Origin of the sequence: Shewanella sp. SG41-3, from assembly GCF_014164545.1 — a bacterium.
Classification (GTDB): Bacteria; Pseudomonadota; Gammaproteobacteria; order Enterobacterales; family Shewanellaceae; genus Shewanella; species Shewanella vesiculosa.
Window position 1 is genome coordinate 396,327 of sequence record NZ_JACJFJ010000005.1, and the last position, 24,022, is coordinate 420,348.

Annotated in this window: 21 protein-coding genes; 6 read left to right on the plus strand and 15 right to left on the minus strand. The window is 41.0% G+C overall.

Features of this window, described 5'->3' with window-relative positions:
- Positions 1–78: 78 nt before the first annotated feature.
- The 4 genes from H5164_RS12560 to astE all read right to left on the minus strand — a co-directional run bounded on the left by H5164_RS12560 (position 79) and on the right by astE (position 5,070).
- Positions 79–1,716 carry a dihydrolipoyllysine-residue acetyltransferase gene (locus H5164_RS12560; protein ID WP_182756413.1) on the minus strand — a complete coding sequence of 546 codons (1,638 nt, stop codon included), beginning with the start codon at positions 1,714–1,716 and terminating at the stop codon, positions 79–81.
- Between the two features lie 9 nt (positions 1,717–1,725).
- The gene (locus H5164_RS12565; protein WP_124014935.1) at positions 1,726–2,703 is read right to left on the minus strand and encodes an alpha-ketoacid dehydrogenase subunit beta; all 978 of its coding nucleotides are present in this window, start codon (positions 2,701–2,703) and stop codon (positions 1,726–1,728) included.
- Positions 2,704–2,706: 3 nt separating this feature from the next.
- Positions 2,707–3,885: a thiamine pyrophosphate-dependent dehydrogenase E1 component subunit alpha gene (locus H5164_RS12570; protein WP_124014936.1), complete on the minus strand. Its 1,179-nt coding sequence runs from the start codon at positions 3,883–3,885 to the stop codon at positions 2,707–2,709.
- 156 nt (positions 3,886–4,041) lie between these two features.
- Positions 4,042–5,070, minus strand: a complete 1,029-nt coding sequence (gene astE, locus H5164_RS12575) for a succinylglutamate desuccinylase (protein WP_182756415.1) — start codon at positions 5,068–5,070, stop codon at positions 4,042–4,044.
- 220 nt (positions 5,071–5,290) lie between these two features.
- On the opposite strand from astE, the gene msrA reads away from it, so the two are divergent.
- Positions 5,291–5,770 carry a peptide-methionine (S)-S-oxide reductase MsrA gene (msrA, locus tag H5164_RS12580; RefSeq protein WP_124014938.1) on the plus strand — a complete coding sequence of 160 codons (480 nt, stop codon included), beginning with the start codon at positions 5,291–5,293 and terminating at the stop codon, positions 5,768–5,770.
- A gap of 128 nt (positions 5,771–5,898) precedes the next feature.
- On the opposite strand, the gene H5164_RS12585 is transcribed toward msrA, so the two are convergent.
- The 6 genes from H5164_RS12585 to H5164_RS12610 all read right to left on the minus strand — a co-directional run bounded on the left by H5164_RS12585 (position 5,899) and on the right by H5164_RS12610 (position 9,328).
- Positions 5,899–6,258 carry a hypothetical protein gene (locus H5164_RS12585; protein ID WP_182756417.1) on the minus strand — a complete coding sequence of 120 codons (360 nt, stop codon included), beginning with the start codon at positions 6,256–6,258 and terminating at the stop codon, positions 5,899–5,901.
- Positions 6,259–6,441: 183 nt separating this feature from the next.
- Positions 6,442–6,693, minus strand: a complete 252-nt coding sequence (locus H5164_RS12590) for a hypothetical protein (RefSeq protein ID WP_182756419.1) — start codon at positions 6,691–6,693, stop codon at positions 6,442–6,444.
- Positions 6,694–6,935: 242 nt separating this feature from the next.
- The gene (locus H5164_RS12595; protein ID WP_182756421.1) at positions 6,936–7,295 is read right to left on the minus strand and encodes a hypothetical protein; all 360 of its coding nucleotides are present in this window, start codon (positions 7,293–7,295) and stop codon (positions 6,936–6,938) included.
- A gap of 137 nt (positions 7,296–7,432) precedes the next feature.
- Complete coding sequence (locus H5164_RS12600) at positions 7,433–7,786, minus strand: hypothetical protein (RefSeq protein WP_182756424.1); 354 nt, start codon at positions 7,784–7,786, stop codon at positions 7,433–7,435.
- A gap of 142 nt (positions 7,787–7,928) precedes the next feature.
- Entirely contained in the window at positions 7,929–8,288 is a 360-nt protein-coding gene (locus H5164_RS12605) for a hypothetical protein (protein WP_182756426.1), read from the minus strand.
- Positions 8,289–8,299: 11 nt separating this feature from the next.
- Positions 8,300–9,328: a hypothetical protein gene (locus H5164_RS12610; protein ID WP_182756428.1), complete on the minus strand. Its 1,029-nt coding sequence runs from the start codon at positions 9,326–9,328 to the stop codon at positions 8,300–8,302.
- 551 nt (positions 9,329–9,879) lie between these two features.
- Here H5164_RS12610 and trxB point away from each other — a divergent pair.
- Entirely contained in the window at positions 9,880–10,833 is a 954-nt protein-coding gene (gene trxB, locus H5164_RS12615) for a thioredoxin-disulfide reductase (protein ID WP_124014941.1), read from the plus strand.
- A 77-nt stretch (positions 10,834–10,910) separates the two neighbouring features.
- Here trxB and H5164_RS12620 read toward each other — a convergent pair whose 3' ends face one another.
- Positions 10,911–11,471, minus strand: a complete 561-nt coding sequence (locus H5164_RS12620; protein ID WP_182756430.1) for a GNAT family N-acetyltransferase — start codon at positions 11,469–11,471, stop codon at positions 10,911–10,913.
- A gap of 148 nt (positions 11,472–11,619) precedes the next feature.
- Here H5164_RS12620 and H5164_RS12625 point away from each other — a divergent pair, with 148 nt between their 5' ends.
- The 3 genes from H5164_RS12625 (at position 11,620) to H5164_RS12635 (ending at position 19,014) form a co-directional block, all read left to right on the plus strand.
- On the plus strand, positions 11,620–12,807 hold the full coding sequence (locus H5164_RS12625; protein WP_182697417.1) for an efflux RND transporter periplasmic adaptor subunit: 1,188 nt from the start codon (positions 11,620–11,622) through the stop codon (positions 12,805–12,807).
- A 5-nt stretch (positions 12,808–12,812) separates the two neighbouring features.
- Positions 12,813–15,998: an efflux RND transporter permease subunit gene (locus H5164_RS12630; RefSeq protein ID WP_182697418.1), complete on the plus strand. Its 3,186-nt coding sequence runs from the start codon at positions 12,813–12,815 to the stop codon at positions 15,996–15,998.
- A gap of 307 nt (positions 15,999–16,305) precedes the next feature.
- The gene (locus H5164_RS12635; RefSeq protein WP_182723778.1) at positions 16,306–19,014 is read left to right on the plus strand and encodes an acetate--CoA ligase family protein; all 2,709 of its coding nucleotides are present in this window, start codon (positions 16,306–16,308) and stop codon (positions 19,012–19,014) included.
- Positions 19,015–19,153: 139 nt separating this feature from the next.
- Here the strand turns inward: H5164_RS12635 and H5164_RS12640 are convergent, their stop codons facing one another.
- Positions 19,154–20,176 (minus strand): GGDEF domain-containing protein, encoded by a 1,023-nt coding sequence (locus H5164_RS12640; RefSeq protein WP_182756432.1) that lies wholly within the window; start codon positions 20,174–20,176, stop codon positions 19,154–19,156.
- A gap of 222 nt (positions 20,177–20,398) precedes the next feature.
- On the opposite strand from H5164_RS12640, the gene eco reads away from it, so the two are divergent.
- On the plus strand, positions 20,399–20,965 hold the full coding sequence (gene eco / locus H5164_RS12645) for a serine protease inhibitor ecotin (RefSeq protein ID WP_182741811.1): 567 nt from the start codon (positions 20,399–20,401) through the stop codon (positions 20,963–20,965).
- A gap of 199 nt (positions 20,966–21,164) precedes the next feature.
- Here eco and H5164_RS12650 read toward each other — a convergent pair whose 3' ends face one another.
- The 3 genes from H5164_RS12650 to H5164_RS12660 all read right to left on the minus strand — a co-directional run bounded on the left by H5164_RS12650 (position 21,165) and on the right by H5164_RS12660 (position 23,899).
- Positions 21,165–21,440 (minus strand): hypothetical protein, encoded by a 276-nt coding sequence (locus H5164_RS12650; protein ID WP_124014948.1) that lies wholly within the window; start codon positions 21,438–21,440, stop codon positions 21,165–21,167.
- Positions 21,437–23,440 (minus strand): ATP-dependent DNA helicase RecQ, encoded by a 2,004-nt coding sequence (locus H5164_RS12655; protein WP_182756434.1) that lies wholly within the window; start codon positions 23,438–23,440, stop codon positions 21,437–21,439. The genes H5164_RS12650 and H5164_RS12655 overlap by 4 nt, the downstream gene beginning before the upstream one ends.
- Before the next feature lie 105 nt (positions 23,441–23,545).
- On the minus strand, positions 23,546–23,899 hold the full coding sequence (locus tag H5164_RS12660; RefSeq protein ID WP_124014950.1) for a hypothetical protein: 354 nt from the start codon (positions 23,897–23,899) through the stop codon (positions 23,546–23,548).
- Between the last annotated feature and the right edge of the window lie 123 nt (positions 23,900–24,022).

Sequence of the window (24,022 nt, forward strand, 5' to 3'; positions counted from 1 at the left end):
TTTGTGTATTATACGAAAAAGCCACTTAAAACAAAAGGACGCGTTAGCGTCCTTTTGCATAAGATAGCTTAATCATTATTAACGCATGGCTAAGAGCATTTCTTGTGGTTGCTCTAGGTAGTGTTTCCATAAATTACAGAAGCGAGCTATGGTGCCACCGTCAATAACGCGGTGATCGCCAGACCAGCTAACTTGCATAATCTTACGTGCTTCAACTTCACCTTTGGCGTTAAATCGAGGCAGTATCTGTAACTTACCTAATGCCACAATCGCCACTTCAGGTTTATTAATGATAGGTGTTGCTATCGTGCCGCCCAATGCACCGATATTAGAAATTGAAATAGTCCCATCTTTTAAATCGGCTGGTGACACACGGCCGCTGCGTGCAGCTGTGGTTAAGCGTGAAATGTCAGCGGCAATATCTAAAATAGACTTATTTTGCACATCTTTAACATTCGGAACCAATAAACCCACTTTAGAATCAACTGCCATACCAATATTATGGCGCGACTTATATGTGAGTTCAGTACAATCAGCGTTTACTTGACTGTTCAAGATCGGAAATTCATTGATAGCTAACGACATGGCCTTCATAAAGAATGGCATCATAGTGAGCTTCACTTCGTCGGTTGAGTAGCGCTGCTTCATACTTTCACGCAAAGCAACCAATTCAGTTAAGTCAAATTCTTCGCAATAGGTAAAATGTGGAATTGTCGATACTGACTCAACCATCATTTTAGCCATAATAGCTTTGACGCCTTTGATAGGTTCAACACGATCACTTGCTGAAGCAGGGCTAACTAATTGACCACTGACAGGACTTGTAACTTGATCAGCAGACGATGAAGCAGCATTTGTATTTGCAGCGGGTTGAGAGGCACTTGCACCTTGCTGATGACGTTCAATATCTTCTTTGTAAACACGGCCATTTTTGCCCGTACCCACTACAGTTGCGATATTTATATCGAGTGTCCGCGCCATACGGCGAACAGCTGGGCTGGCTAACGCTTTACCTTGGGCAACGGGCTCTAGATTAACATGTGGTGCAGCTGCTTGAGCCTGTTGAACCACGTCAACGCTAGCAGATGCACTATCAGCATCAGCTTCGACTTCGATGGAAAATAGAGGCGAATGCACTTTAGCAAGCTGACCCTTACGGTAATGCAGTTTAACTATTTTACCGGCTTTCATCGCCGGAATTTGCACTAACGCTTTATCTGTCATGACATCAGCAATCGGTTGGTCTTCGACCACCATATCGCCTTCTTCTACCAACCAGTCAACTAGCTCACATTCAACAATTCCTTCACCAATATCGGGTAGTAAGAATTCTTCAATATTTGATGAGCTTTTTGTTGTCGCAGCGACAGAGTTATCCCTGTCAACAGGAGCGTGATTAGCCGATGTATCGTTAACAGCTTCTTTAACCGGAGTGACAGCAGCTACAGGAGTCTCAGACACACTAGAGGTGTCATCACCGTCCATCTCAACCGCATATAATGGCTGATGCACTATGGCTATTTCGCCTTTAGCGTAATAAAGCTTAGTGATTTTTCCGGCATGTGGCGCAGGAATTTGTACTAAGGCTTTGTCAGTCATTACATCAGCAATCGGTTGGTCTTCGGTAACCATGTCACCTTCACTGACTAACCAATCGACTAATTCACATTCCACTACACCTTCGCCGATGTCAGGTAAAATAAAATCTTTAATCATATCTTACTCCTAATAAGCAACTGTGGCCTTGATAGCTTCGAAGGTCTTTAACTCATCTGGCATGTATTCTTTTTCATGCACTAATGGATAAGGCGTATCTAAGCCGCACACTCGACAAATTGGTGACTCAAGCGATAAGAAACATTCTTGTTGGATCGTTGCGGCAATCTCGCCAGCAAAACCACCGGTTAAAGGGGCTTCATGGTTAATCAGTAAACGACCGGTTTTGGTGACTGATTTAGCGATGGTTTCAACATCCCATGGTGCGATAGTACGTAAGTCGATAATTTCACATGAAATACCTTCTTTTTCCGCTCGCTCACAGGCTTTTTCAACGATTTCCATCTGTGCGCCCCAAGCCAGGACTGTAATATCACTGCCCTGCTTAACCACTTGTGCTTTACCTAATTCGATAACGTAGTCACCGGCTGGCACTTCGCCAACAGATGCGCGGTATAAACGCTTAGGTTCAAAGAAAATAACCGGGTTTGGATCGCGAATAGATGCCAACAACAATCCTTTTGCTTGTTCTGGATTGCGTGGAATAACCACTTTTAGGCCTGGTGTTTGGGTAAAATAGGCTTCAGGAGATTGTGAGTGATAATGACCACCTGCTATCCCACCGCCATAAGGGGTTCGGAAGGTTAATCCACCCACATCAAATTGATTACCACTGCGGTATCTAAATTTTGCTGATTCATTAACTATTTGATCGAATGCTGGAAAAATATAATCAGCGAACTGAATTTCAGCAACCGCAGTCATACCATAAGATGCTAAGCCATTAGCAAAACCTGCAATGCCTTGCTCTGTTAGCGGTGTGTTGAAACAACGATCACGACCAAACTGTTCTTGCAGACCAGAAGTCGCACGAAAAACGCCACCAAAGTGACCCACATCTTCACCAAAAATCACCATGCGCTCATCGGCAGTCATGGCTATTGATAACGCCTCATTGATGGCGTGTAACATATTCATTTGAGCCACGATTTAGAGTCTCCCTGCGCTTTTTGGATAGGCTTTTGGATACTTAGCGATATGCTCTTTCAACTCTTTAAGCTGTTTTCTAAGCGCTGGAGTTGGTTTATCAAGCACATCTTCGATAATTTCGTCGAGTTTCGGCACCGGCAACTTTTCAGCCACTTTAACTGCCGCTAACACTTCTTCGCGATAACGTTCAAATAACTTGGCTTCATCGGCTTCAGTAAGCCAATCTTTGTTGATCATCCACAATTTAAAACGTTTTACTGGGTCGTGCTGTTGCCATTTTGCTTCTTCTTCTTTTGAACGATACCCAGATGGATCGTCTGATGAAGAATGCGCACCCAAACGATATGTCATAGCTTCAATCAATACCGGAGCATTGTGCTCTAATGCGTGAGCTCGAGCTTGTTGCGTAGCGGCTAGCACTGCGAGCATGTCGTTACCGTCTACACGTATGGTATGCATACCGTAACCTACGCCGCGACTGGCAATACCGTTACCGGCAAATTGCTCTTCGGTTGGGGTAGAAATAGCATAACCATTGTTGCGACAGAAAAAGATGGTAGGAGACTTGAGTACTGCAGCCATATTCAAACCAGCATGGAAGTCACCTTCTGATGCAGCGCCTTCACCAAAATAACAAATGGCCACATTACGCTTGCCTTGTAACTTCATACCATAAGCAACACCAGTCGCCTGCGGAATTTGCGTTGCCAGTGGTGACGAAATGGTTTGGTAATTGAGTTCACGGCTGCCGTAATGGATCGGCATTTGGCGACCTTTACCTAAATCTTTCTCGTTACTGAACATTTGATTCATAAATTGTTCAGTACTAAATCCACGATAACGCAATGAGGCGTGTTCGCGATATTGAGCCAAAATGACGTCGTCTTTATCCAGCGCTGCTGTGCTGCCGATAATTGAGGCTTCTTCACCGGTACAGGTCATGTAAAAACTAATTCGTCCTTGACGTTGCGCACCCAACATACGCTCGTCTAATACTCGTGTAAAAACACAGGTATCAAATATTTTTTCGGCCAGAGCCTTGTCGATTACTGGTAAAACCGCATTTTCATATGTGGTGCCATCAGCTTGCAAAATACGCAAAATGGGGATGTGCAATGACGCTTTGTCTAAGAAGCTGACACGGTGCACTGTTTCATTGGTCAGTGGTGCGTTGCTCATATTATGCTCTTGTTATTGTTAAGCCATGTTCAACATAAACATGGCTCTATTTATACTATGCGAGTAGACATTACGTTAACGTAAACTACCTATCAATACTTACTCTCACTGTAAACGTATTTTACTCACGATTGACATGTATATATTGCTTTACGACTATAAGATTGACTCGTTCGGTGCAGGTACTAAACATAGCACTGTACGCTGCCCAATGGGTACATTTGCATTCGGAAATACAATGGCCTCTTGTGGCTGTTCGACGGTGATCGCTTTACCACCTTCTGTCGCTAACACAGCCCCCTGACTAAAAGCACTGAAGTTTTCTGCATCACCAGCAAAGCTAAATTCAAAGTCATCGAAATGTTTATTAATCGACCTAGACACCTTATACAAGTTGACCTTACTTGCGTCAAACTCAACAGGCGCTAACTGAGGCTCAGTAACCAGTTTTTCAAGCATAGTATGAGTTTGCGCAAAACGACTCATGTCGTTTTGACCAAATGGCATCACTTTTCCTAATTCAACGGTAAATGCATCTGCTTGAAATTGCTCTGAGGAGTAATAGCTAAACGTAGTTGTCGGTTCATGATGGAATAACATGGTATCAACACCACATGCCGCCAAAAACATAATTTGCTCGCCGCTAAAAGCACGACCTGGACGGTATGGGTAAATGGCAAACTTTTCATGCTTTGAAGCACGGATTGCAGTATGTAAGTCGTAATGAATGCGTTGATTGTCGCTATTGGCATTGAAAAAGTCAGCCACGTATTGCTCTAACGCTTTAGCTCGATGGCGCTCTGGGTGAGTTAAACCCTCGCCCTTTGAATGCGCACCGCTAAATAGGCGATTCATGTTTTCATAAATAAAACGGGTTTTATTAATGATCGCAGCGGGATTACCGATTAAAAACATTACACGCTGCTTGGCCACTATACGTTGAGTCAGCAAATCTTTAATCAGTTGATTGCATATTTCAATTGGCGCAGTTTCATTACCGTGCACGGCACATGACAACACTATGTCTTTAGTGGCAGTTGTTGGCGTAAATACAATCACCCCAGTATCTAATACATCAACCCGAGTATGTTGGGCTAACATAAAGTCATACGCTGCTGGTAGTCGAGTCGGATTTGCTAAGGTATAGGCTAAAAAATCGTGGTTTATCATCAGGTCAGATAACACTATCAACTCCTTGTCTCATTATTATATGGCGTAGTTAAACTTGACGTAAACGGCTGTTAACTAAGATGCCTATTACGGCAGATTCTATCATAGCCAAAGACTATTTTATTGCAGGCATATGTTAGTTTTATTTATTAATAAAAGTTTGCTTGCAAAACATCACAATATTCAACACAATTACAGCCATCTAGACTTCTATAATATGTTTTAAGGGTATGTCATGGCGTTAGCAACATTTGGTGCAGGCTGTTTTTGGGGTGTTGAATATTTTTTCCGTGAAATTAACGGCGTCAGTAACGCAACGTGTGGCTACATGGGTGGCAAAGACACTGCAACAACTTATAAAGAAGTGAAGACGGGTTCCACTGGCCATGCTGAAGTTGTCCAAGTTGAATTTGATCCTGAAGTGGTCAGTTTTAACGACCTACTGGATGTGTTTTGGAAAAACCATAACCCGACCATGTTAAACATGCAGGGTGGCGACATTGGCACTCAATATCGCAGTACGATATTTTTTCACGATAAAGAGCAAAAAGCCCAAGCTGAAACCTCAAAGCTGGCATTAGCACGCAGCGGTAAATGGGGACAGCGTCATATTGTGACTGAAATTGTACCGATACAAACATTCCACATAGCCGAGGAATATCACCAGAATTATTTAGAAAAAAATAACCTACCAACTTGTCATTTGGTTTACTAATTGGATTGAGATAAATAATACTTTTCTTATTACGTGATCAACCAAAATCACTGATATTTTTGAGTTTACGACACATTGTTGAAATAAGAGGGATGTCCTTATTTCAACAATGAAACAAACACACACTATTAACTCTTATGGATATATAAATAGTAAATAAATAATCCAAGAGTAAAAATACTTACCGAAGAAATAATGTAGAACCACGCAAGTTTTTTGTCTTTGCTTCGACTAAAGCGCTTTGTCGCTTCAATATTAACAAGAGAAGCATGACGTTTGAGGTTGGGCCAAGCAATAACCCCAGCGTAAGCAACCATTCGTGCACCAATACCTTTATCCCAAGCAGGGGGCTCTATCCCTTCTTTCAACATTTCTTGCTCAAGATGTTTAATAGTAATACGGCCAAATAAAAATATGGCCGTACCCCATATAAGCAATACAATAAAAAACAATACCGCCATCCAGCTTTCTGTGGATAGTTCTGCCATGAGTCCAACCCCTCACTCTTAGTCTTATAAATTCAGTGCTTGCTTCATAATTTTAACAAATTGAATCAAATAATAAACTTTCGCAATTAAAGCTCAGATAAAATTTAGAAAATTAACCATCAGATGTTGTTAACAGAGCTATTGCTAATCAAGACAAATGGGAGCTAAATGGTTAACTGTTACTTAGCGTAGTATTTTGTCGGGTTCAAGAAATAAATAAAAAACTATTAATACAATAAAAAAGCTAGCCACGGAAATAATATACAACCATGCAAGTTTTTTATCTTTTTCCCGGGTAAAGCGTTTAGTTGCCTCTATATTTACAAGAGAAGCATGTCGCTTGAGGTTAGGGAAAGCAATTATCCCTGCATAAGCCAAAATTCGCGCACCAATACCCTTATCCCATATAGGTGGATCTATTCCTTCTTTTGCCATTACACGTTCAATATGCTTAACAGTAATGCGGCCAAACAAGAATGTTGATATACCCGAAATAAAAATATTGAAACACCAATAATAGCCATCCAATTTTCAACAGAAAGTTCAGACATCAATATCTCACTTATAAATTATTCAACCATGAACCTATGCAGTCCATTGATCAAATTAATCACCACTTTAGCTGCAAGATATCCAGTAGTACCAGTAGTACCAGTAGTACAAGAATAATTTTCAAATTAGTCTTCTGAACCATATAAAAAATAGGCTGTAAACATAATAGTAAAAAAAATAGCGCTCGAAACCTGAACGAATACAGCCAAGTACCAATCAAGTTTTCGACTTAAACGTCTAGTCGCCTCTATGTCGACAGTGGAAGCGTTTCTTTTTGCATTAGGACGCATAATGATACTTGCGTATGCAGGATACCTCATACCGATACCTTTATCCCATTCAGGAGGTAATATCCCCTCTTTCGCCATCTCGCGTTCAATATATTTAACGGTAATTTGACCAAATAATAATATGGCGATCCCCCATATAAGAAATGACAGTCCGCCAATAATAGCCATCAAACTTTCTGTGGATAGTTCATCCATGAAAACCTCGATTATAAACTGCTTAAACAGTCACCTATATGATAGGACTCATTGGCTCCGAATTTCCAAGCTATAACCCATTTAGCCCCCCTCCAACCTCAATGGATGAACCAATAATAATCACTCAATCAAATCGGCTAGCTATCAGAGATGTATGAATAATAGATTGTTACCCCAATAATAAAAATAATAGCACTGGAAGCAACGTATAATGATGCGAGTTTTTTATCCTTTTTCCGCGTATGTCGTCTAACAGCTTCAAAATCGATAATTATTGGATTCAACTTTGGGAACACCATAATTAAGGAGTAAGTAACGATAATAGTACCTATTCCTTTATCCCAAACAGGCGGTGCTATACCTTCTTTCGCCATTTCGCTCTGAATATGCTTAACGCTAATGCGGCCAAATAAAAAAGTTGTAATACACCATATACAAAGAGTAATAAAAAATAATATTGCCATCCAACTTTCAGTTGATAGTTCTAACATAAATCCCTCGCAATAGGCCATTTAACCTGTCACCTAAATTAAAGGCTTTATTAGCTCCGAATATCCCAATCCCATTACCGGCCTTAGTCACCACAATACCAATTGTTATCGTCGTATCTAAATATTAACTCAACCAATTTTGCTAGCTATCAGGGCCGTATAGATAAGCAACAGTGAACATAAGAGTAAAAAACACAACACTAGAGATCTGTACAAATACAGCCAAATACCAGTCGACTTTTCGACTAAAGCGCTTGGTAGCTTCTATGTCAACAATAGAAGCATGCCTTTTAGCGTTAGGGCGCATGATAATACTCGCATAAGCGGGGTATCTCATACCTATGCCTTTATCCCATTCTGCCGGCAATATGTCCTCTTTTGCCATTTCGCGCTCAATATGCTTAACGGTAATTCGGCCAAACAAAAGTACAGCAATACTCCACATACAGAAGGTAATACAAAAAAATATACCCATCCAGTCTTCAGTTGATAGTTCTGACATGAATACCTCCTTTACAGGCTATTAAGCCAATCTCCGATATTATAGGCTTTATTGGCAGCCCATTTCCCAGCAATATCTCCACCTTTAGCTGCTACAACTCCAACCGATATGGCAGCACCGATAATAATGACCCATCCAACTGGCGTAGCTAGCATAGCAACACCTAGGCCTGCCGCTACGACTTGACCTCCCCCCCATAAACCTGCTGCAGTACCCATACCAAAACCGGCTGTTTCAACTGCTGCACGTTTTTGCCAATTGGCTCCAGCTAAATAATCAACATTTACATTGCCCGCACGGATCCCAGCATCAAGCACAATTAATCCTTTACCGAGAAGATTTGCTCCCATTTCAAAAGCGCGTAAATTTTGAAAATCAACTGTAGAGGTAAATTGAATCGGTTTTATGGACCTACCGCTTTTTGCTTTATTGATACCACGATCAGCATTACTGTAAACAGTACCTCTTTTTCTTTTGACCCGACCAATGTATTTATTGATTTCTGTCAGGAATTTTTGATTGAAGTCTTTCCCAAGTTCCCTTGCGTTTTGTTCTAACATCATCATTTTGGCTTTAGGATATTTTGCTTGTGCGCCTATTCTAACTTTCTCTAATGCATCTTGAAGTTTATGAGCGGCTTTAGCAAAGTTACTTAATCTCGTATCTAAAGCTGTAGATGCTGCACCTATGGCTCCGATGCTTTCATTGCGCACCATGGGTGCTAATTCAGCTTGATAAAAATCAGCGAGGGCTTGTAGGTTTTCGCCTCCAAACATATCATCCATCAAAGCAATATTTCGTTTTGCTTGTTGCGGTAAAGATTGTATTTGACTAAGCGTGCAAACTAATTCAGGGCGTTCTTTTCGCCAATTAGAACCATTGCTAGCTCCATTACGCATAATAAACGGAGTGCCCGCAGAGACAAAGGCACTATTAATATGTGGGTTGTCTTGTTGAAACGTAGCAAAAGCTGGCTCGTTATTTGGGTTTACTGGATAGGTATTACTTTTGCTATAGCATAGCTCTATATCATTTGACATAGATTAGTCCTTTAAAAAATCAATCCTATTGAAGCTACGATGAATCGTTTGAACTTCATTCCGTGAGTAATGTTTATATTATCATTAAAAAAAAACGATGTATAATTCTTAAAGTAATATAAGGCCTTAGCTATTAGCAATGTCGTTTCATTGGAATAAATGTTATTTTTCTGATCCAAGATATGCTTTTAGTACAGCAATTATTCAGGCGCTATTTCAAAAACGATTTTTTGAACACCAGTTATAATTTGTTCATAATAAAAATTTTTCATATCACTTATATTGTTCGTCAGTACTCATTTGGTGTATTTTCTCGTTGTGGTTGCTTCTACCTAAGCAAATTATAACGATTAATTATTATATCGAATGAAGTTCAACAGGTGCTGGGTAGTTTTGATTTATGTCAGGTCAGTTCGTTCACTTGAAACGGAATATTTACATAATAGATAACCCCAATCGATTTCCTACACTCAACTTCACTTTACCCGCCGCAGTAAATTCCATACAATCCCATGCAAATTGCTTAAGGCATGTTATCGGAGATCAAAATCATGAGTGAAGCTCGTCACGTTAACCTACTAATTTTAGGTTCTGGCCCTGCCGGCTATACCGCTGCTGTTTATGCTGCGCGTGCAAATTTAAATCCTGTGATGATCACAGGTATGCAACAAGGTGGCCAATTAACGACCACTACGGAAGTAGAAAACTGGCCAGGCGATGCGGAAGACTTAACTGGTCCAGCATTAATGGAACGCATGCAAAAGCACGCTGAAAAGTTTGATACTGAAATTATTTTCGATCATATCAATGAAGTGACCCTAACTGAGCGCCCTTTCCGCTTAAAAGGTGACAACGGAGAGTTTACTTGTGATGCACTAATTATTGCGACAGGTGCATCGGCTAAATATTTAGGCCTTCCGTCTGAAGAAGCGTTCATGGGCCGTGGTGTTTCTGCCTGCGCAACATGTGATGGTTTCTTCTACCGTAACCAAAAAGTTGCGGTTATCGGTGGCGGTAACACTGCTGTTGAAGAAGCACTTTATTTAAGCAACATCGCGTCTGAAGTTCACTTAATTCACCGTCGTGATAGTTTCCGTTCAGAAAAGATTTTGATTAACCGCTTAATGGATAAAGTCGCTAACGGTAATATCATTTTACACCTAGACCAAACACTGGAAGAAGTGACGGGTAATGACATGGGTGTGACAGGTCTTAAGAAAAAGAGCACTAAAGATGGTTCAGTTACCGACCTAGAAGTCGCGGGTGTGTTTGTTGCGATCGGCCACAGCCCAAATACTGGCATTTTTGCTGATCAGCTAGAAATGAATCACGGTTACTTAAAAGTTAACAGTGGCTTACAAGGCAATGCAACACAAACTAGCATCGAAGGTGTTTATGCATGTGGTGACGTAATGGATCAACATTATCGTCAAGCCATCACTTCTGCCGGAACGGGTTGTATGGCTGCACTTGATGCTGAGCGTTACCTAGACGCGAAAAAGTAATTGATTGCATTTAATTAAAAAGAGCAGCTTAGGCTGCTCTTTTTTTATAGCTGTTATCAAAATGAATCAAATGAGTATTACACCATTTTTTGGTAGAACACCGCTTCGGTATCACCTAATGGATCGCGGTGAATACTCTTATGCTGAAAAGTCATACCGAGTTTTTTCATTATTGCAATTGAAGCTAGATTGTCTTCTACTGCAATAGCACTGACATGGGTTACTTCAGCTGAGGCACTCACAGCCTCCATTACCGCTTTCGCTGCTTCGGTAGCATAGCCTTTACCCCAACTGATATGTTTAAACCGCCAACCTAATTCCAAGTTATGTGGCTGTGCTTGGGTAAAAAAGTGCATCGGTCTGACTAATACCCAGCCTAAATACTCGCCGCTTAAGCCGTGTTGCTCATTTTCAGGACAATCAAGCGCTTGGACTTTCCATAACCCCCAACCTTTAGCAGGATGTAAATATTGAGCTAATCTTGGCATCATCACCGTATCAATCTGCTGCTGTGTGGTTTTAATTCCACCATTGAGAAAATGCATGACTCGCTCGTCCTGGTCGAGTTCAAATAATAATGCACTGTCATCAAGGGTTATTAATGATAATTGTAATCTAGATGTATTGGCGACTTGCATTGTTTTCTCCTTGGGTTGACACACAAGTTTACACAATGAAACACCAAAGATTAAACATTTCGATTAACATATAAATGACAAAAAAGACTATTGGCAGTATTGACTTGGCTTACTGCAAAAATAACGCATTATTTTATAAGGAAAGATCGTGGCAACTAAAAAACAAATCATACTACCGATAATAGTATTAGCAATTGGAATAGCTGGTTTAGTTGGGATTTCTGCGTTAAAAAAGCCCCCAGAGGAAAAGCCTGTCGTTGATACTACTCCTCTGGTATCAGTGGAAGCCATCGAGTACAAACCCATGACCTTTTCGGTCAGTTCATACGGTGTCGTCGCAGCCAAGTACGATACCGAATTGGTTGCACAAGTCAGTGGTGAAATCATTTATCTAGCGGATAAATTCGTCAAAGGTGGCTTTGTTAAAAAAGGCGATATTTTAGCTAAGATTGATCCTAGTGATTACGAAGCTGGCTTATTAGATTCTCAGGCTAATGTGGCATCAGCAAAAGCTAACATGGTTCAAGAACGCGCTAATGGTGAAGTTGCCTTACGTGAATGGGCAGAAATTACCAATAGTAAGCCTACCGCTCTCAGTTTGCGTAAACCACAACTCGCTCAAGAATTAGCTAAGCTAAAAAGTGCAGAAGCCGATTTACTCCGATCACATCGAGATCTAGAACGGACTGTGATCCGCGCCCCTTATGATGCACTTATTTCTAGCCGTGAAATTGGTTTAGGTGCTTATGTCACCACAGGAAGTAAAATCGGACACATTTATAATACCGATACGGCTGAAATTCGCTTACCTCTCGCCGATAAAGAAATGCAATATTTGGATCAAAAAGGCACTCATTCTGAAGTGACATTAATGGGTAACTTCGCCGGAAGTAAACAACAGTGGCAAGGGAAAATAGTTCGCAGTGAAGGAGTTGTTGACAGTAAAAGTCGCATGACCTACCTGGTTGCTGAAATCGAAGACCCATATGGACTTAAAACTGATAAAAATGAATTACGTTTCGGCACCTATGTTACTGCAAACATTCAAGGTAGTAATGCTGGCAATGTCGCCGTTATTCCACGTCATTTAATTGTAAATGGCTTAGTCGCAATAATGGATAGCGACAACACCTTACGCTATAAACCCGTAAAGATTATTCGCCAAGAAGGCGCCAATGTGGTTATTTCTGAAGGTCTGGATCCTGGAATGGAAGTCATCACATCAGCGCTTGATTACCCATTAGAAGGCATGAAGCTGGCGTTGCCGGTAGATAAAATCCTTCAGGACGAGCCGATAGAAACCGATAAAACTGAAATCGCTATGGAAGGTAAATAAACATCATGGACGATACGAATAAAGGAATCATCGCTTGGTTTGCCCGTAATAGTGTCGCGGCAAACTTGCTGATGATCATTATTTTACTCGGCGGTCTGTTGACTGCTAATACTATCCGCAAGCAATTCTTCCCTGCTGTTGAAATTAACTGGATCCAATTCAGCGCAGTCTACCCAGGCACTGCACCACAAGAAGTGGAAGAAGGCATTACCATTAAAATTGAACAAGCTTTAGAGAGTGTTCAAGGATTAAAACGGGTCATTACCTATTCAAACCGTAATATGGCTCAAGGGTATTTTCAAGTTGAGGAATCATATGATCCTCAAGTAGTACTTGAAGAAGTTAAAGCCGAAATTGGCTCTATTTCAACCTTTCCAGGCGGTATGGAACCACCTAAAGTTGAACGAATTAAATTCAGACAAGAGGTGATGTATTTAAGTCTGTATGGCGATTTAGACCAAATACAGCTCAAAGATTTAGGCGAGCGAATTAACGATGAGATAATGCAACTGCCTGGTGTCAATATTAGCGAATATTATAGCGGTCTTGGATATGAAATCGGTATTGAAGTCAGCAAAGATCGCTTACGCGAATATGGTTTAACCTTTGACGATGTTGCTAGTGCAGTGCGTGGTTATTCACGAAATATGTCTGCAGGACAAATTAAAGCAGAAAATGGTTACATTAATTTACGAGTCCAGAACCAAGCCTATGTAGGTTATGAGTTTGAACAGCTACCATTATTAACATTAGATGATGGCACTAAGATCTTATTGGGTGATATCGCCACCGTCAACGATGGCTTTCAAGAAGGTATTCAATACTCAAAATTTAATGGCAAGAATTCGGTTACCTTCTTTATTGGTGCGGCTAAAAATCAGAGCATTACCGATGTAGCGAAAACAATTAATAATTTTGTCGAAAAACAGCAAAAAATATTACCCCAAGGAGTTAAGCTTGAGCCTTGGGTTGACATGACTTACTACTTAGATGGGCGTTTACAGCTGATGCTCGACAGTATGAAAAGTGGTGCCGTACTGGTATTTATTATGCTAGCGCTATTCTTAAGGGTTAGATTAGCATTTTGGGTAATGATGGGACTACCAGTATGCTTCTTAGGTACCCTACTGTTTATGCCAATGGCATTTATTGATGTCACCATCAACGTTATTAGCTTGTTTGCCTTTATCTTGGTGCTGGGGATCGTGGTCGACGATGCGATTGTGATGGGCGAAAGTGCCCACAGCGAATCTGAAGAACACGGCCAAAGTATCGACAGTGTTATCCGTGGGGTCAAAAAAGTCGCCATGCCAGCAACCTTTGGGGTACTGACGACTATTGCTGCTTTCCTCCCCATCACTATGGACGATGGCCCGTCATCAGCATTTGGTCAGGCTATTGGTTATATCGTTATTTTATGTTTGTTGTTTTCATTAATAGAATCAAAGCTGATTTTACCCGCGCATTTGGCGCACATGAAAAAACCTAAAATCGTTAAACCCGGTTCAAAAAATCCATTAGATTGGTTGCGTAACGGGGTCAATTTTATTCAAGGCAAAATTGATCGTGGCTTGAATATATTCATTACTTCTATGTATCGCCCTTCGCTTGAATTAGCGGTTCAGTATCGCTATGCCGTGATCATGTTGTTCATCAGCTTGATCCTGATCTGTGTTGGTCTGTATATGGGTGGTTTGGTGCGCTTTATTGGTCAACCAAAAATCCCTCATGACTTCCCTAGAGTCACAGTTGAAATGAACGTAGATGCCTCAGAGAAATCGACACTTGCGGCGGCATTGGCAATTGAGCAAACCTTATACGATGTCGATAAAAAAATAGAGCGACAATACGGCCAAAAAATGATTTCTGATATGCAGGTTGATCTTAAAGATCAAACGACTGCAGAAGTAATGACTAAACTAGTCGATCCGTCACTCAGACCAATGGATACATTTGCTTTAGCTGATTTATGGCGTAAGGCGATGCCGCAAATTCCTGGGGTAAAATCATTTAGCATTCAGGACAGTTTAATGGGTGGCGGTCGTGAAGACGGCGACATTAGCTTTAGACTTGAGGGAAAAGATGAGAGCCAATTAGTTGCAGCATCACTAGAGCTGAAACAAAAGCTTAATTCACTTAAGGGTGTCAGTGACGTTAATGACAGTCGCCAATCAAGTGTTAAAGAAGTGCAATTCCAATTAAAACCGTTAGCCAATGCATTAGGCCTAACACTGGCCAATATTGCCTCGCAAGTGGGTAACAGTTTTTACGGTTTAGAAGCGCAGCGAATTATTCGAAATGGTGAAGAAATTAAAGTAATGCTTCGCTATCCAGAAGAACAGCGCAATTCTATTGCACTGGTACAAGATGTGATGATTAACACTCCACAAGGGACAGAGTTACCTTTATCCGAAGTGGCAGACATTAAAGTGGTTCAAGGGGTTAACAGCATCCGCCGTGAAAATGGAAACCGTACGATTAACGTATGGGCCAGTGTGGATGCCGATCAAACTGAACCCTTTAAATTGGCTAAAGATATCCGTGATAACTTTATGCCAGAGTTGCTAATTAAGTATCCGCGGGTACACAGTGAAGTATCAGGTAGTATTCAAGAGCAATTAGACAGCGCAGATACCCAAATGCGTGACTTTATTTTATCGTTATTGCTGATTTATAGCTTATTGGCAATTCCACTACGCTCATACATTCAACCTATTATGATCATGTCTGTGATCCCGTTTGGTGTCATTGGATCAGTAATGGGACACATTATCCTGGGTATCGATTTAAGTGTGCTATCTATGTTTGGTATTATCGCTGCTGCGGGTGTGGTTGTGAATGATTCGTTAGTGATGGTCGATTATGTCAATACTTCGCGAAAATCAGGGGTACCAATAAAAGAGGCTGTCTTAAATGCAGGTTGCCGCCGCTTTAGAGCCATCATGCTAACCTCGCTGACTACATTCATTGGTTTAGTACCGATTATGGCCGAGACCAGTATGCAAGCTCAAATGGTGATTCCAATGGCGGTATCATTGGCCTTTGGGGTACTGTTCGCAACTGTGGTGACCTTGTGTCTCATTCCTTGCTTATACATTGCAATTGAAGACGGTAAAGACATGATGCGCAAGCTTATCAATATTTATGCACCTAAATCCTCGTCTGCAACAACAGTCACCGAGCAACACTAGTCACGGGCAACTTCGACTTGCAATGATGAGTATCAACCATAAAAAAGGGCCTTAATGGCCCTTTTACTTTGATGCATTACAGAGCCTTGTCTATTATTCATTCAACATTGATTTTTAGTCTAAAGTGTAAGCCAGTATACAATTTTAAGATGTGACAATTAATTGTCAAAAAACTTTCTGAGTAATTGGTTTTATTCATAAAATATCTCATCAAGTAAAATAGATTGTTTATCGTTATTTGATAAAAGTTTATGTTAATCTAAGCATAATCACAGTGTTTATTGCCAGCCAGCTAAGGTCAAATTCTATGAGTCAACGCAGCATTAATGCGCTATTTAAGCCCACGTCAGTGGCGGTTATCGGCGCATCTAACGGCAATAAACGTGCAGGAAAAGCGGTGATGAAGAACCTACTTTCAGGTGGTTTTTCGGGTCCTATTATGCCGGTAACACCTAAATATACCGCAGTCATGGGAGTCTTAGCTTACCCGAACATTGAAGCCTTACCCATCAAACCTGATTTAGCCATTATATGCACCAATGCACTAAAGGTTCCCAGTATTGTCGAACGCTTAGCTCAATTTGGCTGCAAAGTGGCGATTATTATGGCCTCTGGGATGGCATCGCAAACCGACGAGCAAGGTAACAATTTACTCGAAATTACCAAGCAATATGCTAAACGCTACGGCATGCGTTTGTTAGGCCCTAACAGCCTGGGGATGATATTACCGCCAATGGGATTGAATGCCAGCTTAGCGCATGCAGGAGCTAACATAGGTAAAATTGCTTTTGTATCGCAATCTGCTGCAATTTGTACCACGGTTCTTGATTGGGCGAACAACAAGGGAATTGGCTTTTCATCGTTTATTTCACTAGGCGATGCCACCGATATCGATTTTGATGAATTACTCGATTACTTAGGCCGTGACAGTAAAACCAGCGCTATTATGTTGTACATTGATTCCATTAATGAAAAGCGCCATTTTTTGTCTGCCGCCCGAGCAGCCTCAAGAAACAAACCTATCTTTGTGATCAAATCAGGCCGCAGCCGAGAAGGCATTCAAGCGGCAATGCTGCATACTGGCGGAATTGGTGGCAATGATGCTGTTTATGAAGCCGCTTTTAGACGTGCAGGTATGCTTAGGGTAAATGATCTCATTGAATTATTTGCTGCAGTTGAAAGTCTGGCGCATTCCACCCCGCTTAAGGGGGAACGTTTAGTGATAATGAGCAATGGCGGCGGTCCTGCGGTACTGGCTGCGGATGAGTTAATTATCAAAGGCGGTAAACTAGCTCAATTATCCGAAAAAACAGTTACACAACTTAACGCTATTTTACCCAGTACCTGGTCGAAACAAAATCCTATCGACATGATTGGTGATGCCGACAGCCAACGCTACGCTGATACATTAAAAGTACTTATGAGCAGCAACGACACTGACACTATTTTAGTGCTGCATTCGCCGTCTATATTGGGTGAAAGTGTCGAAATTGCCAATAGTATTATTGATACGGTTAACCAACATCCCAACCGACATCGAATTAATATGCTCACCAATTGGAGCGGTGAAGATTCAGCCTACCTCGGTCGTAAACGCTTTACCACGGCGGGTCTTCCTACCTATCGAACTCCAGAAGGTGCTGTAAGAGCCTTTATGCACATGGTTGAGTTTCGACGTAACCAAAAGCTACTCCAAGAAGTACCACAATCAATACCTGATAACATCCCCACTGACAGCAAGGCAGCACGGGCATTATTGCAACACAGCTTAGAAAACGGTCAAACGGTACTGGAAACTCATCAAGCGGTTGATATTTTAAGGGCTTACGGGTTAAACACCATTGAAACTTGGTTTGTAAAAGATGTTGATGAAGCGGTTAATGTCGCTAATCAAGCAGGTTATCCGGTTGCGCTGAAAGTGCAATCACCCGACATACTTTACAAATCAGATGTACATGGCGTGGTATTGAATTTAACCTCAGACGAAGAAGTTAGCCATGCGGCCCACTCTATTATTGAACGGGTTCATCAAATTAATCCTACAGCCAAAATAGACGGATTAATCATTCAAAAAATGGCCTTAACGGCAGGCGCACAAGAAATTAGAGTCTCGGTGATTAATGACCCAGTATTTGGCCCTGCGATCTGTTTAGGTGAAGGTGGTTCTGAATGGGATCCGACTCGCGATGCTGCTGTGGCACTGCCACCATTAAATATGGCGTTGGCACGCTATATGGTCATTCAAGCACTTAAAACGCATAAATTGCGTGACCGTCATTTACCCCTAGGGCTAGACATGAATGCCTTGTGTGTGATGCTGACTCAAATTTCACACTTGATTATAGATTGTCCAGAAATCGCCGAAATCGATATAAACCCCGTGTTGGCTGCGGGCGAAAGAATCACCTTATTAGACGTCAATATCCGTCTGCATGACACCCCACAAGATAATCTGAACAGATTAGCTATTTTGCCCTACCCTAAGGAATTAGAACAAACCACCACCTTAAAAAATGGTCTACACGTCATGTTGCGACCTATTTTGCCAGAAGATGAACCCAGGCATTTAGAGTTTGATAATTCATTAAGTGATGAAGACAGATATAAACGCTATTTTGGGGTGCGCTCGCGCATGACCCACGAAGAGATGGCGGTATTAACTCAAATTGATTATTCGCGAGAAATGGCGTTTATTGCAACCACAATGACTGCAGACGGTGAAGAGCTCACCTTAGGCGCCGTCAGAGCCTCTATAGACCCAGATAATACCGAAGCTGAGTTTGCAATGGCTGTGCGCAGTAACTATCAAGGGATAGGTTTAGGGAAGTTATTACTCGAAAAACTGATTGCCTATTACAAAACCAATAACACGCCTTTCTTAATGGGCTTTACCATGTTTGAAAACCGTAACATGGCCAACTTGGCTAAATCACTTGGTTTTACTGTGTCGTTTGATATGGAAGAACATCTGATAAAAATGCACATGGATTTACGCACTAAGGCTGAAGATAAATAACATTATGATGATCAAAAGGTAATGATTAACGGCAGCTAAACACAAACCTAAAATAATTCATGATCATTTGAGTACTAGGCTAAAAGCGTATAGCCATAAATCAGGGAATAAATACATTCGAGAATAAAGCGGTTTGGCATTAACCGAACTTAACGCAATTTTTGCCTGCTGCTTTAGCCTTGTAGAGTTGTTCATCTGCTCGCGATAATAAAGTATCAACATCATCGCCTGTGTTAATGGTTGCCACACCAATAGAAACGGTAATATGGCCCAGATTTTGTTTTTTCTCTTTACCGATAGAAAGCTGCTTTAATGAAATTCGCTCGCGGATTTTTTCGGCGACTTTCACAGCATCATTAAGTTTGGCATTAGGTAACATCACGACAAACTCTTCACCGCCATACCGAGCGACTAAATCGTCACCTTTAACCGTATTCTTCATCGCTAAGGCGACATAGGCCAACACTTTATCGCCAATTAAATGACCAAAGGTGTCATTAAATTGCTTAAAATCATCGATATCAATCATTAACAGACTGCATACGGTTTGAGTATCAACAAACTTAGTCACCTGCTCCGCGGCAAACAGTTCATATGAACGGCGATTTTTTAATGAGGTGAGTTCATCCATCATGGCGACTTTACTTAAGTTGTCCATTTCATCTTTAAGATGAAGGATCTCTGTCGACAACGACTCTAGACTCGCCGACATTTGCCGGTTTTTGGCAATGACTTGTTCAACTTCAGCCGCTATACTCATCACAATAAGATTAAGATCATCGACATTAGGGTTGGTTTGCAGTTTTTCACCGTACTGATTGAGATTACTTGAGAATTTTTCTGTACCTTCATTAAGCTGCTCTATCTTACTCAGCAAACTATTGATCAAAATATGCGTTTCAATTTGCACATTTTCAATGATTTCTGGAGAGCGTTCTTCGATAAAGCGATTATATAAGCCTAGATTAACTTCGGGTGTGAATTTAACACCATTAGCAATTAAGCCATCAATAGAGCGCTTTAAATTAAGGTTCGTCTCAGCAAAATATTCAAACCAAATAGCATAATTTTCTGGCGTTACAGGAATAGCTAAAGACGCCATTTTAGGTAACGCTAAATTCAGAATATGCGCGGTTTGCTCAAGATTTTGGGTATTATGCATCGACGACGATACCTTTTTGATAAATACAATGTGTTAAAGGTTATCAGTATGTTATGTCATACTTATGAACTAAACTCAATTATTGTTCGTTATGTTAACCATTAAACATGGGAAAATTAACTTTATTTATTTAACCCTTTTTCAGTTACAGCACGTTTAATGTAAATAGATAAGCCAACCAGCCACTCATTATTGGCAATATTTACTCCATAAGGAAACAAGATGAACCAGCAAACATTTGCTTATGCAAAGAAAATATCTCTCACACTTACCGTTGTCATAGCGAGTGCATTATCATTTAGCTCTTGTGCGACCAACCCAGTTGACAACAATCACTTAAACAGCATAAACATCAGTAGCAGCGTGATGGATACCCGTGACTATCAAGCGCAAGAGTCCACAAAAATGTATCCAGCACCCACTTCTGGAATGGTGCAACACATCCTGACATTGCCTGCTCTGACAAATGAACAAGATTACATGCTTGAAGTGCAAATAGGCCAAAATAAAGTCGTTGACTGTAATAAAACTCAACTGATGGGCGATATTAACACCCTATCATTACCTGGTTGGGGATATGTCTATTATCAAGTCGATCAGGTCATGCAGGGGCCGACGACCAGAATGATGTGTACTGAAGCGAAAAAAGCCAAATTTATTGTTCTCAATCAAGCCCTGACACTCAGCTATGACAGTCGTCAACCAAAAGTATTTTATTTGCCACAAGGAACAGAATTACGCTATAGATTATGGAAAACCGCAAATGAGTTTGTGTTTAGTGGGCAGTAAGCTCTAGATATAAAGGACTTAAGTAATTCTTGAGTCTTTAATCATCGACTATTGATTGACTTTGTGAGGGCATCGCATTCAAGCAGCCAATAACGGTGCAGATAGAGATGATAAACATACTGGGGGGTTCAAGTTCTCAAGCTCTCTGATATTGCGCTCAGCACACCTAAAGCTTGGTGAGCTGAGCTTAATATAGGTTTTAGTAACGGCGCACCCTTACTACTTGCATTATTTCAATTTCAAAGCCGCCAATGACCTCTTTCGATGGGTAATAAATCAAATTGACTTTATGATCTAACAAGCTCTTGAAACGTTGAGGTCGCTTGTATTTAAATGGCACATCACAATCTTTAATCATTAACGTCTGTACCACCCAGTCTCCAACTTGACGTTGAATATGGGACACGACTGTCACACCTTCACTTTGTATTAACTCACCGTGTCGCTCTAACAATATTTTAGGAACCGGTTTCATGAATTTACCTTCTTAACAGTATCCAGGATATCTTGATATCGATAAGCACTAAAACGTCCAAAGCCCTCTAATTGTTTAACTTTCAAACGACTAAACATTGGCATTATCATACCAGCAAGGAATTTAGCTTGCGTAGCAATGGTTGGAGTGGGTAACGATTTTGCTTGAGCCACTGAGATTAACGGTTCAAGCAATGTTGTCACTGTGGCCGAGTCTGGTAACGGAGCCACAGCTTGTTTGGATAAGATGGCAATTTGCCCACGACAAACACTGCAGTGACCGCAATTTTGTGGCACTGAGTGGTCATCAAAATATTGAGCTAAATTCGCACTTAAACAACGATCAAGTTCAAAAAATTCGACTAGCTTACCAATCCGCACAATCTCTTTATGTTCATTGTCACTAAAATATTGACCCAGTTGCTGAGTCAAATGGTGCAATTGTTGCGGTGTCGCTAATGCCTGCTCTTGTACATCATACACTTGAGTGATTTTTTTTGTCTCAAGAATAATCAAATTTTGCTCTGCTAAATAATTTAGTGCAGCCACAACACGCTGCCGTTCACAGCCATGTTGTTGATATAAAGTATCAAAATCCAACTGTCCCCAAATCTTTTTAAACTGTGTATGAGCAAACACTTGGCGAAGAAACTGCTGACGTTGTTGGTTAAATCGGCTGAGAATGGCTTCCTGCTCTTCAACAAAGCGGTATTTAAATTCTGCAAAATAAGCATAACTTGGACGGATCACGCCCAATAGCTCTAATTGGACAAATAAAGTTTTTAGCGGCAATGAGCGAATATTGCATGCGCTTGATAAAGGGTATTCTTGTACTTCCCAGCGACCATTGTCAGTTTCTGAGGCAATAGTCTCTAATAACTGGCCAATGCTTTGTAGTTCAGGAGTATCACCGTAAACGAAATTTTCAACAGTATTTAAGCCGTCTAAGTTAGCGAGTGTCACACAATGGGATAATTGACCATCACGCCCTGCTCGGCCAATTTCCTGACTGTAGTTTTCAATCGATTTAGGCAAATCAAAATGGATAACGAAACGAATATCGGATTTATCAATGCCCATGCCAAAGGCAATGGTTGCCACAATTACTTGGATTTGATTATCCATAAATTGCTGTTGAATTTGTTGACGTCGTATTTGATCCATTCCCGCATGATAAGCCGCGGCATTGATACCCTCAGCGATTAGGTGCGCGGCTACATCTTCAGCAGTTTGCTGCAAGGTGACATAAACAATACCGCTACCGGAATAGTCTTTTACGGTACGTGTAAGCTGAGTAAGTTTTTGTTGCTGACTCACTGCAACAACTGCCAAATCTAAATTGGCTCGGTAAAACCCGGTTTGTACTATGTGTTGCGCGGACAAACCAAAACGCTTAGCCATATCTAATTTAACTTGTTCAGTGGCTGTCGCGGTTAATAATAAACTTTGCGGTATGGAAAACTCTTGGCAGTACTGAGGGATTTTAAGATAATCGGGGCGAAAATTATGTCCCCACTCCGAAATACAATGCGCCTCATCAACCACCAGCAAAGAAATGGGAACCGACTTGAGAAATTGCCTAAAGCGCTCATTTTTAAAACGCTCAACCGATACCATCAAAATCCGCGTACGTTGCTCACGAATATCGCGCATCACTTGCTGAGTTTGATCATAAGTTAAACTTGAATCAATACTCGCTGCAGCTATGCCTTTACTCGCTAACAAGGCCAATTGATCTTTCATTAACGCTAATAACGGTGAAATAACCAAAGTCAGCTTAGGTAACTGTTGAGCGCAAAATTGATAACACAAGGATTTACCCGAACCGGTAGGAAATATGGCTAGCGCAGAATGGCCCGCTAAAATGGTTTCGATAACCGCCTGTTGGCCTTCTCTAAACTGAGTAAAACCAAATTGCTGTTGTAATTGTTGGTGCAATATTTGAGTTTCGGAAGATGTTGGGCTGGCTTCAGCGGCGGCTGAATCGATAAAGGGAGTCATAATAAATCCTATTATTAACCCCAAATAACATAGGATTAAACTGTTAACGATATGAGATCGAGCATCAGTCGCATGGAGGAAAAGCTAAAGCACGCTATGCTCAATCTAACGTTTACGGGCGATATACTGATTGATCAATTGAGTCAGTTTATCTTCAAAGCGTTCTTCTATGACATCAAGGTCTTGTTCAAAAGAGCTGATAAACTTAATTGCTTTATCACGAGATAAGACTTTTCCTGCAAGGCTGTATTGTATTTCAATCAAACTTTTATCTAAGCGAGGCGCAAGACACCAATGACATATATCGGCATTAAAATTCACTAATGCACGTTCTGCAACTTGGCAAAAAGCGTCAATATGATCGATGCCATCAGGGCCTAAACAACCCGGTTCAAGACGACACAACACAACCAATTTCTTCGCATTTAGCGCTTTAGCACTGTTGATCAACTCTTCCATAACGTATAAAACAGTCCTTAATGAAAACCTGACATTAGCGTAAAGCCTTAGCTTCGCTCATTTGTTAGCAATATAACTCAAGTAATAAACGTCTGTTAGCATCTCGTAATTAGTCACAATATG